Below are 12071 nucleotides of genomic sequence, written 5' to 3'. Positions count from 1 at the left end.
CCGCGCCCTCGGGAGGTTTACTTGAGCTGTTTCAACCAGTCGTTGGACTCGAACCACTTCTGATAGAGGCGATCGTAGCTGCCGTCGCCCTTGATCTGGCGCAGGTAGTTGTTCATCCAGTTGAGGGTGTCCTGATCCCCCTTGCGAATGGCCCAGGCCAGGGGTTCGAAGGTGAAGGGCGTCGCCAGGTGCACCACGGCCGCCTTGTTTTCGGAGGCGAAGATGGCGTTGTAGGGCAGGTCATAGATGAAGGCATCGACCTTGCCGTTGACCACTTCCAGCTTGGCGTCGTCCTGGGTCTCATACTGCAGCAGGGTGGCTTTGGGGATCATGCGCTTGACGGCCTGCTCGCCCGTGGTGCCGAGCTTGACCGCGATCTTGTACTTGGGATCGTTCAGGTCTTGATAGGACTTGATGGCACCCGCCAGCTCCTTGCGCAGCACTATGGTCTGGCCGACGACGATGTAGGGATCGGCGAAGTTGACGCGCAGGTTGCGCTGGGGGGTGACCGTCATGCCGCCCATGATGACGTCGAACTTGTCGGTCAAGAGCGCGGGGATGATGCCATCCCAGGCGGTGTTGACGAACTCCACCTTCACGCCCATCTCCTTGGCCACCATCTTGGCGAGATCCACATCAAAGCCGATGTAGTTGCCCTGCTTGTTGGTCATCTCGAAGGGTTGATAGCCGGCATCGAAGCCGACCCGCAGCACGCCGCGATCCAGGATGGCATCCAGGGTGGAGGGGGAGGCAGTGGGGGCCGCGTTGGCCAGCCCGCAGGCCAGCAGGGTGGAAAGGATCAATTTTTTTATCATAGGTGACGTCTCTGTCGTAAGTGTGTTCGGCCTTGAACCTGCTCCCGTGCGACTCCATGGCACAAGAGACTGCTGCATCCGGCAGCAGGCAAGACAGGATTATTGTCTTGGTCGGGGCGAAAGCCCCATATGAGATTCTATGAATGGCAACTTGAGTGAAAAATGTACCAAAAGTTGATTGTGCCAGAAGACTCAATAAGTTAGTGGGACTTTTTCCTCGCGGCCTGGCTCATAAAACCACAAGAAAACAACATATCTATCTAATGGCGTGGGTTCAAGTGCAAAAATATTCGGCAGGCATTTTGCAGTCACCAGTCAGGATAATCCGGGCTCATACGGCGCTTTTTAACGGCAGTGCAGGGCGAGGGTGGCAGGTTGCGGCCGGGCCGGGGAAATAGTTCAGCACGTCAGAGGGTTTCCTCTGTGTCTCGTCATGGCCTTCCCATATACTCAGCCATCCCCACAGCAAGGCTCGGGTATGGACACCTCAATACTGCTCAATCTGGATGTATTCACCCTGATGCTGATGGCCCTCGGAGGCTACAGCCTGGGTTTCATCACCCTCTCCATCATCTGGTCGACCCACAGGGAGATCCCCGGTCTCGGGTTCTGGTGGTGGTCCAGTCTGTGCGCCCTGGCGGCCCAGTCGCTCTTCTTCCTGCAGGCGTTCTCCCCCCACATCGCCGGGATCTGGCTGGCCAACCTGCTCATCACCTTCTGCATTGCGCTGATGCCGCTGGCCTTGCAGCGTTTCTTCGGGGAGCCGCCAAGCTGGCGCGCCTTCGCCCTCTTCATGCTGATCTACCTGTTGCTGCTCTGCTGGAGCGTGCTGTTCAACGACGAGATGGCGCCTCGGGTACTGCTGGCCTGTCTGAGCTACATGGTGCTGGGGGCGGTGATCGTCTTTCTCGTCTGGCGGCACGGCTATCCGGCCTACCTGCCCGCCGTGCTGGTGTTTACCGTGGTCAACATACTGCTCTACGGCTTCAATCTGGTGCGGATGGCGGCCCTGCTGGACGGCGAGGTACGGGTGCTGATGGATCAGCACGTGGTCAATGTGCTGCCCTTTCTCTCCATGCTGATGGGCAACTACCTCTCCACCTTCGGGGTGCTGCTGCTCTGTACCCAGTACCGGGCCCTGGCCCTGCGCCAGCTGGCTACCCAGGATCCCCTGACCGGGGTCTACAATCGGCGCGGGCTGCATCACCACCTGGCCCCCTTGCTCGGCAAGGGACCCGTCTTGCTGGCCATGGTCGACCTTGACGACTTCAAGCAGATCAATGACGGCTTCGGCCATGAGATGGGGGACAGGGTGCTCAGGGAGGTGGGGCGCTACCTGAAGGATCAGCCGGATCTGCTGGTGGGGCGCTTTGGCGGCGAGGAGTTCGTCTTGCTGGCCAATTGGCAGCAGAGTCAGGCTCATGAGCGGTGCGAGCAGCTGCGCCGGGAGATAGCGGCCCTGGAGGTGGACGGGATCCGCATCACCATCAGCATGGGACTGGACTGGCTCTGGCCCGGCGAGGGGTTGGAGCAGGCACTGCACCGGGCCGACGGGGCACTCTATCGCGCCAAGCGGGAGGGGAAGAACCGGGTCTGTGTCTGGCAAGAGACCCGGGAGTCGTCCCGCCTGTGAGCCTCCCTTGATGGGGCGGGGCGGCCCTCGACCCGGGCGATCCGGGTCGTGGCGGCGTCAGCGGTGCAGTTCGCCCGCGCGCTCGGGCTGATAGACCACCTCCAGAATTTCGACGGCGATATTACGACCGGCCGGGCCCGGCCAGTTGATGCTGTCTCCCACCTTGAGCCCCAGCAGGGCGCTGCCCACGGGGGCCAGCACAGATATCCTGGACTCATCCCCTTGCACATCCTTGGGATAGACCAGGGTCAGGCAGAAGGGGGCATCGCTGTTTTGCATCTTGAAGCGCACCGTGCTGTTCATGGTGACCACGTCCGGCGGCATGTCGGCGGGCTCGCGGATTTCGGCGCGATCCAGCTCCTCCTGCAGGGCCTTGTGCTGGGGCGAGTGGCCCAGCAGGGGTTCAATACGGTCCAGATCCAGGCTGGAGATGATGAGATGGGGTGCTGTCATGGCATAGATCCTCATGCAATGGGATGAACTGGGCCACAGGGGCCGGGTTGAATAGCGGATAAAACGGATACAGGTGCGTGCTGCCCCCGGGCGACTCGGGACGAGACGCGGGCGGGGGCTCAGCTGGGTGTGAGCAGGATGGGGAAAATCAGATTGGTTTTCATGGGGATACCATAACCATTCTGTCCTGGCTTGGCAATCGCTGACCCGGGCTCAGGGAGCCTGGTAGTCGTATTGCAGCAGGATGCGATCCAGGCTGCCGTCGGCCGCCATCTCGGCCAGGGTGTGGCGCCAGCGCGCCGCCTCCTCGGCGGGAAAATCCAGGTTGGCGGCCAGATAGAGCGGCACCCTGGCCAGGGTCTCCCCCTTGATCAGGCGAGTGAGGGGGAGGCCGGCCTCCTGCTGGGCGTAGCGCATGGTATTCCAGGCGGCGGCCCAGGCCTGGATCCGCCCCCGTGCCAGCTTGTCGGCGTTGCCGCGCTCGGACCCGACGCTCTCCAGCTCGGGCATGCCCCGGGCCTGCAGCAGGCTGTGGCTGAGGGAGTGGCGCAGCACGCCAATCTTGAGCCGCCTCGCCTCGGCCAGGGTGAGCGGCTCGTCGTGATGGCGCCGATCGCTGGCAAGCACGAAGGACTCCTCGAGCAGGGGGGCTATCCATTGCAAGCGTGTCTCGCGATCCTGGCTGCGCACCGGGGGCAGCAACAAGACCCCGGACCTGTGCTGGGCCTCCACGAGGGCGCGGGCGAAGGGCATGAGCTCTATGGTGAGGGGTTCGCGCAGCCGACGGGCCGCCTCTTCGACCACTTCCACCGCCATGCCGGTCGGCGCCCCCTGCTGGGCGCGGATCACATAGGGGGGCACCTCGGCCGCCAGCAGGGTGACGGCCAGGGCGAAGGGACTGGGCAGGGCGAGCAGCAGGCACAGGATCAGGGGCATGGCGCTTCATCTGGGTGGCGAAGGCGTCAAGTGTATCATCTTCGCCGCCGCCAGGCCCTGCTCAGTCAAAGAAGTCGCGAATGTCCCGCTGCTGATAGCCGGCAAGATCGAGCCAGGGGGCCCTGGCCGCGAGCCGGGTGGGGGTGAGGGTCATGCGATAGCTGCGATAACCGTCCAGGGAGCCGGATTCCACGCTCAGGGGCACCTGCAGGCGCTCGGACCAGAGGATGCGGGTGCGCTCATGGGGGCTCTGGTGTGCATACCAGCGGGCCCCCGCTGGCGCCTCGTCATCGAGGGGATCCATGGTGGCCAGCAGCGCGGGATCGATGAGGAAGCGCACCTTGGCCGGGTTGGGGGTGAAGGCGACCTGGCCATACTCCTCGGGGGGCACGCTCACCAGCTGGTTGTGGTAGCGGTCGGCGTAGCGCAGTTGCAGATCCCCGGGCGCCAGGCTGACCCAGCGGGCCGCCATCTGGTGGGTGAAGTGCTTGTGGCCGGGCTGATTGTCGTGGCGCAGGTGGTAGGCGCGGGCAATGGGCAGCGGGATGAGCCGCTCGCTCCAGATGTGATCGCCACGGCGCTGCCAGCGCTCCTGCCAGCGGCTCTCGCGCACCACACCGTCGGCGCCCGTGCTGCGGTCCTCGTACTGGATGCGGGCGGCGAGATCCGGCGCCTCGGCCTCAAGGGCCAGGGCCCGGGGGGAGCAGAACAGGGCAAGGCCGAGCAGGGTCAGCAGGAGGCCGACGGGGGCCAGGGTTCGGGGCCCGCTGATCCGGGCGGGCAGGGGAAGGGACGTCTCTCTCATGGGGTCTCTGTCTGGGCTGGTCTGCCGGGGCTCGCCCGGCAGGAATAGAAAGGGAGGAGAGGGCCCCGGCCCGGGATCCTCTCCCTGGGGGCGCGTCAGAGGCCCAGAGCCTCTTTTATCTTGCCAAATACCCGGGTGTTATCCAGGGTACCCTTGAAGCGGCTGCTGCCGGCGCCATCGGCAAACAGCATGACATCGCCGCCGCCATGGGTCTCGGAGCCGAGCTTGATGCCGGTCTCCTGCAGGTAGTCATCCGCCATCACTTCTGTGCTGGTGAGGGTGGGGCGCACATCGGCCCGGTTCGGACCATTGCCGAACACCAGCGTGGTGAAGGGCTTGCCATCCACGTCGGTCTGGGTCGAGCCGTCGCCATTTTTCACCAGATCCAGCACGGGATTGCCCTTGGCGGCATAGCCGTTGATGGTCATGGTGTGGTCATGGTCGGCGGTGACCACGATCAGGGTCTCGTTCAAATCGACCTTGCCCAGGGCCGTCTTGACCGCGTCGTCCAGGGCGACCGCATCGGTGAGGGCCCGCTTGGCATTGGTGCCATGGAGTGCATGGTCGATGCGGCCCCCTTCCACCATCAGGAAGTAACCCTGACCGTTCTGGCTGAGCAGATCGATGGCTTTGGCCGTCATCTCGGACAGGGACGGCTGGGTATTGGCGGCGCCCTTGGCGACGCGGTCCAGCTCGTAGTCGAGGTGGGACTTGGCACTGAACAGGCCCAGCACCTTGCCGCTCTCGACCTTGGCGAGATCGCTTTGGGTGGTGACGTATTGATAGCCCTTGGCACCGAGCTCTGCGGTGAGGTCACGGCCATCGGCCCGGCCTCCCTTGTTGCTGGCGCTGTCGTAAGGGGTCCAGTGGTTGGCACCCCCACCCATCAGCACGTCCACCCCGTCCCCCAGCGCGCTGTTGAACCCGGCGCCGCCCGGCACCGCCTGGGCCGCGATGGCGTAGGCGGCATCCCGGTGGCAGATATGGGAATAGGTCGCCGCCGGGGTGGCGTGGGTCAGCTCGGTGGTGGTGACGGCCCCCACCGACTTGCCCGCCGCCTTGGCCAGCTCGAGGAGGGTGGGCACAGGGGTGCCGTTGTCGGTGCTGCAGTTGTTGATGCCCTTGTTGCCGTTGGCGTCCTTGGACGGCGCGACAGCCTGGGTGTCGCTGCTCATGGCGATCACTTCGTTGTTCATCTTGACGCCCGTGGTGTAGGCCGCCATGGAGGGGGCCGAGTCCGTGGTCTGGGCATCGTTCGAGAAGGTCTTGATGCGGGCCGTGCGCGGCAGTTTCATCATCTCCAGATTGCCCTCTTCTCCCACCTTGAACAGCCGGGTGGCGGTGAGCACGGTGGGGCCCATGCCGTCGCCGATGAAGAGGATGACGTTCTTGGCGTCGCTGGCCTGGGCCTGGGAGGCCAGGGTCAGGGTGGCCAGGGTCAGGGCGGTGCAGATCTGTGAGGTCTTGAATCGAGTCTTCATGGGTGCCATTCCTTAGAGCTGGGCCGCAGCCTTGATCTTGCCGAACACGGCGGTGTTATCCAGAGAGCCATGGAAAGCATCCGCTCCCTGACCGATGGCACCGAGGAACACATCGGTGCCGCCGTGGGTCTCGCTGCCGAGTTCACCCACCTTGACCACCACCTCCTGGTGATAGTCGTCGGCGGAGACGGTGGCATCGTCCAGCGGTGCCACGCTGGCCCGGGAACCGTCGACCCGGTTGTAGCCGTTGCCAAAGCCGATGATGGTGTAGGGCATGCCGTCGCTGTCGAGCAGGTTGTCGCCGCTGACATAGTTCTTCGCCAGCCCCAGCACCCCGGGGTTGCTGTCCGTGGTCTTGCCGGTGCGCTTGGCATAACCGTTCAGCACCAGCGTATGGTCATGGTCGGCGGTCACCACTATCAGGGTGTGTTTCAGCTCGGGATCGGTTTTCTTCACCTCAAGGATGGCGGCCTGGATGGCGTTGTCGAAGGCCAGGGTGTCTTGCAGGGCGCGCTTGGCATTGGTGTCATGCAGGGCGTGGTCGATGCGCCCCCCTTCCACCATCAGGAAGTAGCCCTGCTCCTTGTCCTTGAGCTGCTTGATGGCGGCCAGGGTCATGTCGGTGAGGGAGGGCTCGCTGGCGGGCCTGTCGAGCTCGTACTTCATGTGGCTGGCGCCAAACAGACCCAGCAGCGGCTTGCCGGCCTCGGCTCCCTGCAACTCGCCCAGGGTGCTGGCGAACTGGTAGCCCTGGCCCTTCATCTCCTCGATGAGGTTGCGGCCATCCTCCCGCTTGCCCTTGTCGGCGGTGGGCAGGAAGAAGCTGCTGCCGCCGCCGAGCACCACGTCGATGCCATCCTTGAGGGCAGGGTTGTAGCCGGTGCCGCCCGGCACCAGCTGCACGGCGATGTCCGCTTCCAGATCCCGGTTGCAGAGGTGGGCATAGGTATCGGCCGGGGTGGCGTGGGTGATGCGGGTGGTGGTGACCACGCCGGTGCCGCGGCCATCGGCCTTGGCCAGCTCCAGCAGGGTGGTGACCGGCTTGCCGGCACTCTTGCTGCAGTCGTCCTGCTGGGTTGCCTCGCCATCCATGCTGATGACGCCGTTGTTGCTCTTGACCCCCGTCATGTAGGCCGCCATGGAAGGCGCCGAGTCGGTCACCTGGGCATCGTGGGAGAAAGTCTTGATGAACGCCGTCTCTGGCAATGTGTCCATGGTGAGCTCCCCCTCCTCGCCCACCCCGTAGATGCGGGCGGCGGTCAGGGTGTTGATCCCCATGCCATCGCCGAGGAAGAAGATCACGTTCTTGGCGCGGGTGTTGGCCTCGCCCTTGTCACTGCTGCTGTTGTCGTCGTTGCTGGAATGGCAGCCGGCGGCCAGGGCGGCACTGATCATGAGTGCCATTCCCGTCATTTTTTTCATGGGTTCGCTCCTTGTAAAACCGAGGTGAAGGCTAAGGAGTCAAGATGACGGTTTGAATGAACCCAGATGACACTAGTGTTAAACCGGTGGAAAATCCGTTTATCAATCATGTGGTTAATATTGTGGTGTCGTGTCAGGGGGCGCCGATGGGAGGGAGAGTGGCCCCCGGTGAGACAAGAGTCTGTCAATGTGGGGAAAAGCAGGTAAAATGCGCCCCGTTCCGAGCAGAGAAGGTGAGAGAGAATGTCGATTAACTGGTTCCCCGGTCACATGCACAAGGCCCGTAAAGAGATCGCCGAGGTCATGCCCCAGGTCGATGTCATCATAGAGATGCTCGATGCCCGGATCCCCTTCTCCAGCGAGAACCCCCTGGTGCCGGAATTACGGGGTGACACCCCCGTCATCAAGGTGCTCAACAAGGCGGATCTCGCCGATCCCGAGATCACGGCGCGTTGGGTGGCCCACATGGAGCAGGAGAAGGGGATCAAGGCGCTGCCCCTGACCCAGCAGCAGCCCGACGAGATCAAGAGCCTGCTGACCCTGTGCCACCAGATGCTGCCGGAGCGCAACTTCGACCTGCGCGGGGTGCGCGCCATGATCATGGGCATCCCCAACGTGGGCAAGTCCACCCTGATCAATACCCTGGCGGGGCGTACCATAGCCCGGACCGGCAACGAGGCGGGGGTGACCAAGTCCCAGCAGCGGATCAAGCTCGACAACAACGTCATCCTGACCGATACCCCTGGCTTCCTCTGGCCCAAGCTCAACCCCCCTTCCTGCGGCTACCGGCTGGCCATCACAGCGGCCATCAAGGACACCGTCTTCGACTACGCCGACATCGCCATGTTCGCCGCCGATTATTTCATCAAGGCCTACCCGGAGCGCATCAAGGCCCGCTATCAGATTAGCGATCTGCCCGAGACCGAGATCGAGCTGCTGGAGCTCATCGCCCGCCAGCGCGCCTTCGTGCGCAAGGGGGGCCTGGCGGATCTGCACAAGGCCTCGGAGATCCTGGTCAACGAGTTCCGCTCAGGCCTGCTTGGCCGCATCACTCTGGAGACCCCGGAGATGGTGAGCGAGGAGATAGTGGCGGCGGCCGAAGAGGCGGAGCAGAAGGCCAGGGAGAAGGCCGAGCGGGAAGAGGAGCGCCAGGCGCGGGCCCGTCGCAAGTACGCCAAAAAGCGTCAGAAATAACCGGCATTGTGCCAGGCATCAAGAAGAGGCGACCCCGGGGTCGCCTCTTCTGTTATGGCCTTGATGGCCGGGGCAAGGCAAAAGAGTCGCGTATCCATAGAAGAGGGAGAGAAGCCCCGGGTCACCTTGATGACGTCGCTCACAGCGGGATAAAGATCTCAACCAGGTCCTGCACTTGCCAGTCCAAGACCCGCTTGGTCAGTGCCTTCATCCTGCTGCCGGGCAGGCGTTGCAGGGGGCAGTACCGCGGCGCCAGGGCTGTGCCAAGCAAAACCTGGCAGCGGTTCGTTCAGCGCCGATTGACAATGGCTTTGGCGGTGGCATGATGCGCTCGCATTTTGACTCTCCCCACGGTTTTATCCATGACCACATACTCCCGGCCAGTGCTGTCATTGCTCTGTGGCCTGCTGCTGTTGACCTTGGCCATCGCAGTGTTGAATACCCTGGTGCCGCTCTGGCTCGCCCATGACAAGCTGCCGACCTGGCAGGTGGGCATGGTCGGCTCCGCCTATTTTTTCGGCAACCTGCTGGGGACCCTGCTGGCGGGAGCGCTGATCAGGCGCGCCGGGTTCAACCGCAGCTACTACCTGGCGTCAGCCCTCTTTGCCGCCGCCTGTGTCGGACTAGGACTCACCCTGGGGTTCTGGAGCTGGCTCGGCTGGCGCTTCATCGCAGGCATCGGCTGCGCCATGATCTGGGTGGTGGTGGAGAGTGCGCTGATGTGCAGCGGCAACGCGCGCAACCGGGGGCGCCTGCTCGCCGCCTACATGATGGTCTATTACCTGGGGACTGTGCTCGGGCAACTGCTGGTCAGCACGTTGCCGACCGGTCTGATGGATGTGCTGCCCTGGGTGACTGGCCTGGTCGCGGCCGCCATCCTGCCGCTGCTGTTCACCCGGATTGCCAACGTGCAGGGGGAGGGGCAGGGGGAAACCCGGGTGTGGTCCATGCTGCGCCTGCGTCAGGCACGCCTTGGGGTCAATGGCTGCATCATCTCCGGCATAGTGTTGGGATCGCTCTATGGTCTGATGCCGCTCTACCTGAACCATCAGGGGGTCAGTGATGCCGGTATCGGCTACTGGATGGCGGTGATGGTGAGCGCCGGGATCCTGGGGCAGTGGCCTGCCGGCCGTCTGGCGGACAGGTTCGGCCGCTTGCCGGTACTGCGGATGCAGGTGCTGGTGGTCATTCTGGGCGCCTTGGCGATGCTCGGCGCCGTCGGGATGGGCCCGGCGCTCTTCATCCTGGGCGCAGCCGGTTTTACCCTCTATCCGGTGGCCATGGCCTGGGCCTGCGAGAAGGTCGAGCAACATCAACTGGTGGCGATGAATCAGGCGCTGCTGCTGAGCTACACCCTGGGCAGCCTGCTCGGCCCTGCCTATACCGCGCTCTTGATGCAACACTACTCGGACCATCTGCTGTTTATCATGATCGCCAGTGTCTCCTTCATCTATCTGCTGATGCTGCGGCGCCCCATGGGGGAACATCCGACGCCGGTGGCCCATGTCTGATGAACAGGCGAAGGCCCATGTCCTGACGGGCCTCTGGTGATGGGCTTCGATGGCCTGATGGTGCCAGATAACAACAAGGCGGCCCCGGGGCCGCCTTGTTGTTATCTGGGGCTGGCGAGGGGGAAGGCGCTAGCCATGGCGTTTTTTCGCCTCTTCGAACAGGGAGAGGTGCAACGGGATCAACTGCCGCCAGTCACGGCGATAACCGCCCCCCGGGACGGCGGCGATGGGCAGGCCGTGGCTTATCGCACAGTCAAACACCATGGCGTCCCGCTGGCGCACCCCGGCGTCGCTCAGGGAGAGGTAGCCGAGCTCGTCGGCCTGGTGCACGTCGACCCCGGCCTGATAGAGGATGAGGTCGGGGCGGTAGAGGCGCAGCGCCAGAGAGAGCGCCTGGGCCAGGGTCTCGAGGTAGGCGTCGTCCTCCATGCCGCTTGGCAGGGCAAAGTCCAGGTGGGAGGCGGGCTTGTGGTGGGGGAAGTTGTGCTCGCCGTGCAGGGAGAGGGTGATGATGTCCCGGCTTCCCATGCACAGGGCGGCGCTGCCATCCCCTTGATGAACATCGAGATCCACGATGAGCACCTGCTCGCAGCGCCCCTCGTCGAGGCAGGCCCTGGCCGCGATCACCAGATCGTTGAACAGGCAGAAGCCGCTGCCAAAGTCCCGATGGGCGTGGTGATAGCCGCCGGAGATCTGCAGGCCGCAGCCCTGTTCGAGGGCGTGGCGGCTGGCGGCCAGGGTGGCCCCGACCGAGCGCAAGGTGCGCTCAATCAGCATGGGCGACCAGGGGAAGCCGAGTCTGCGGATGGCACCCTCATCCAGGGTGCCGGCAAGGGCGGCTGCCACATAGTCGGCGTCGTGGACCCGTGTGATCTGCTCGCGGCTCGCGGCGGGGGCCTCTGCCAGCGGATAGCCCAGTGCTGCCAGGTGCTGGTAGAGCGCCTGGTACTTGGCCAGGGGGAAGCGGTGACGCTCGGGCAGCGTCAGGGAGGAGTAATGGGGGTGGTAGAAGATGCGCAGGGACATGGCTATCGGCCTGAACTGATATGAAAAAGGGAAGCCAGGCTCCCCTTTTTTCATAAAGCTATTTTTGCATAAAGCGACGCGCTGCGCCCTTATTGCTGCTGGATCACCCAGATCTGGAAGGCTTTGCGCGTCTCTGCGTCAGCCTTGTTGTACCAGCTTTGCAGCTGGGTCAGGGCTTCCGGGTTGCTCAGGGCTTTGCTCGGGGCCACCTGGACAGGGGCGCTGGCGGCGGCCATGACGGCGGCGGTGGAGACGGCGACCGTGGTCGGCTGGTTGAAGGCCTTGCCCATGGCGATCAGCTCCTGCTGATAGTCACGGGTCAGTTGGAACCCTTCAACCTTGGGCAGCACGAACTGCTCGCTCTTGACGGGCTGACCGCTCACCTTGTCCTTGAGTACCACTTGCTGGGTCTTGACGAACTGCTGCGCTTCGGCTTCGTTGCGCGGCTTCTTGTAGTCCAGGGTCAGGCGCTGGTTGTCTTCGGCGGTGAAGTTGATGACCAGGGGCTCTGCGGTCACGAACTTGGTGTCGCTGCGGCTGGAGTAGTTGCCTTCGAAGGCGACCACCAGCTGATGATCCCCCGCCTCAAGCGGGAAGCTGTTGGATTTGTCGAGCAGCTTGGGACTCATAGATGCGCCATCGATCAACTGCACCACATAGGGTGGGGTGACTTCCAATTGGACATTGGCCAGGGCGCTGCCGGCCCACAACAGACCAGCCAGAGCCGGCACCAGAACAGTCAGTTTCATTTCTTCTCCTTGAACAGTCAGGCGATGGCCTGCTGAAAACAGGGGC

11 protein-coding genes are annotated in these 12071 nt (G+C 63.7%); 3 read left to right on the top strand and 8 right to left on the bottom strand.

Annotated elements, in window-relative coordinates; all coding sequences use genetic code 11:
* Nucleotides 1-17: 17 nt before the first annotated feature.
* Nucleotides 18-815, bottom strand: a complete 798-nt coding sequence (locus BN1119_RS12285) for a transporter substrate-binding domain-containing protein (RefSeq protein ID WP_041998255.1) — start codon at nucleotides 813-815, stop codon at nucleotides 18-20.
* A gap of 478 nt (nucleotides 816-1293) precedes the next feature.
* Between BN1119_RS12285 and BN1119_RS12280 the strand changes: the two genes are divergently transcribed.
* Nucleotides 1294-2448: a GGDEF domain-containing protein gene (locus BN1119_RS12280; RefSeq protein WP_041998253.1), complete on the top strand. Its 1155-nt coding sequence runs from the start codon at nucleotides 1294-1296 to the stop codon at nucleotides 2446-2448.
* Between the two features lie 57 nt (nucleotides 2449-2505).
* On the opposite strand, the gene rnk is transcribed toward BN1119_RS12280, so the two are convergent.
* The 5 genes from rnk to BN1119_RS12255 form a co-directional block, all read right to left on the bottom strand.
* Nucleotides 2506-2901: a nucleoside diphosphate kinase regulator gene (gene rnk / locus BN1119_RS12275; protein WP_041998251.1), complete on the bottom strand. Its 396-nt coding sequence runs from the start codon at nucleotides 2899-2901 to the stop codon at nucleotides 2506-2508.
* A gap of 213 nt (nucleotides 2902-3114) precedes the next feature.
* A complete protein-coding gene (locus BN1119_RS12270) occupies nucleotides 3115-3837 on the bottom strand; it encodes a substrate-binding periplasmic protein (protein ID WP_041998249.1) in 723 nt (240 codons plus the stop codon).
* Nucleotides 3838-3898: 61 nt separating this feature from the next.
* Complete coding sequence (locus BN1119_RS12265) at nucleotides 3899-4642, bottom strand: hypothetical protein (RefSeq protein WP_157438660.1); 744 nt, start codon at nucleotides 4640-4642, stop codon at nucleotides 3899-3901.
* Between the two features lie 95 nt (nucleotides 4643-4737).
* Nucleotides 4738-6123 (bottom strand): alkaline phosphatase, encoded by a 1386-nt coding sequence (locus BN1119_RS12260; RefSeq protein ID WP_167335476.1) that lies wholly within the window; start codon nucleotides 6121-6123, stop codon nucleotides 4738-4740.
* A gap of 12 nt (nucleotides 6124-6135) precedes the next feature.
* A complete protein-coding gene (locus BN1119_RS12255; protein ID WP_041998245.1) occupies nucleotides 6136-7545 on the bottom strand; it encodes an alkaline phosphatase in 1410 nt (469 codons plus the stop codon).
* A 243-nt stretch (nucleotides 7546-7788) separates the two neighbouring features.
* Between BN1119_RS12255 and ylqF the strand changes: the two genes are divergently transcribed.
* Together ylqF and BN1119_RS12245 are read left to right on the top strand one after the other, a co-directional pair.
* A complete protein-coding gene (gene ylqF / locus BN1119_RS12250; RefSeq protein WP_041998243.1) occupies nucleotides 7789-8739 on the top strand; it encodes a ribosome biogenesis GTPase YlqF in 951 nt (316 codons plus the stop codon).
* Nucleotides 8740-9101: 362 nt separating this feature from the next.
* Nucleotides 9102-10250 (top strand): MFS transporter, encoded by a 1149-nt coding sequence (locus BN1119_RS12245; protein WP_041998241.1) that lies wholly within the window; start codon nucleotides 9102-9104, stop codon nucleotides 10248-10250.
* 129 nt (nucleotides 10251-10379) lie between these two features.
* On the opposite strand, the gene BN1119_RS12240 is transcribed toward BN1119_RS12245, so the two are convergent.
* Complete coding sequence (locus BN1119_RS12240) at nucleotides 10380-11276, bottom strand: histone deacetylase family protein (protein WP_041998239.1); 897 nt, start codon at nucleotides 11274-11276, stop codon at nucleotides 10380-10382.
* 89 nt (nucleotides 11277-11365) lie between these two features.
* Nucleotides 11366-12025 carry a YccT family protein gene (locus BN1119_RS12235; protein ID WP_041998237.1) on the bottom strand — a complete coding sequence of 220 codons (660 nt, stop codon included), beginning with the start codon at nucleotides 12023-12025 and terminating at the stop codon, nucleotides 11366-11368.
* Nucleotides 12026-12071 lie beyond the last annotated feature (46 nt).

Source organism: Aeromonas bivalvium (assembly GCF_000819765.1).
Classification (GTDB): domain Bacteria; phylum Pseudomonadota; class Gammaproteobacteria; order Enterobacterales; family Aeromonadaceae; genus Aeromonas; species Aeromonas bivalvium.
The sequence above is the reverse complement of the archived record's forward strand: the minus strand, read 5'-3'. Positions and strand labels throughout refer to the sequence as shown.

What these genes read in the sequence shown, in the direction of transcription:
- BN1119_RS12285 (WP_041998255.1), bottom strand. Translation starts at nt 815, where the DNA reads ATGATAAAAAAATTGATCCTTTCCACCCTGCTGGCCTGCGGGCTGGCC.
- BN1119_RS12280 (WP_041998253.1), top strand. Translation starts at nt 1,294, where the DNA reads ATGGACACCTCAATACTGCTCAATCTGGATGTATTCACCCTGATGCTG.
- rnk (WP_041998251.1), bottom strand. Translation starts at nt 2,901, where the DNA reads ATGACAGCACCCCATCTCATCATCTCCAGCCTGGATCTGGACCGTATT.
- BN1119_RS12270 (WP_041998249.1), bottom strand. Translation starts at nt 3,837, where the DNA reads ATGCCCCTGATCCTGTGCCTGCTGCTCGCCCTGCCCAGTCCCTTCGCC.
- BN1119_RS12265 (WP_157438660.1), bottom strand. Translation starts at nt 4,642, where the DNA reads ATGAGAGAGACGTCCCTTCCCCTGCCCGCCCGGATCAGCGGGCCCCGA.
- BN1119_RS12260 (WP_167335476.1), bottom strand. Translation starts at nt 6,123, where the DNA reads ATGAAGACTCGATTCAAGACCTCACAGATCTGCACCGCCCTGACCCTG.
- BN1119_RS12255 (WP_041998245.1), bottom strand. Translation starts at nt 7,545, where the DNA reads ATGAAAAAAATGACGGGAATGGCACTCATGATCAGTGCCGCCCTGGCC.
- ylqF (WP_041998243.1), top strand. Translation starts at nt 7,789, where the DNA reads ATGTCGATTAACTGGTTCCCCGGTCACATGCACAAGGCCCGTAAAGAG.
- BN1119_RS12245 (WP_041998241.1), top strand. Translation starts at nt 9,102, where the DNA reads ATGACCACATACTCCCGGCCAGTGCTGTCATTGCTCTGTGGCCTGCTG.
- BN1119_RS12240 (WP_041998239.1), bottom strand. Translation starts at nt 11,276, where the DNA reads ATGTCCCTGCGCATCTTCTACCACCCCCATTACTCCTCCCTGACGCTG.
- BN1119_RS12235 (WP_041998237.1), bottom strand. Translation starts at nt 12,025, where the DNA reads ATGAAACTGACTGTTCTGGTGCCGGCTCTGGCTGGTCTGTTGTGGGCC.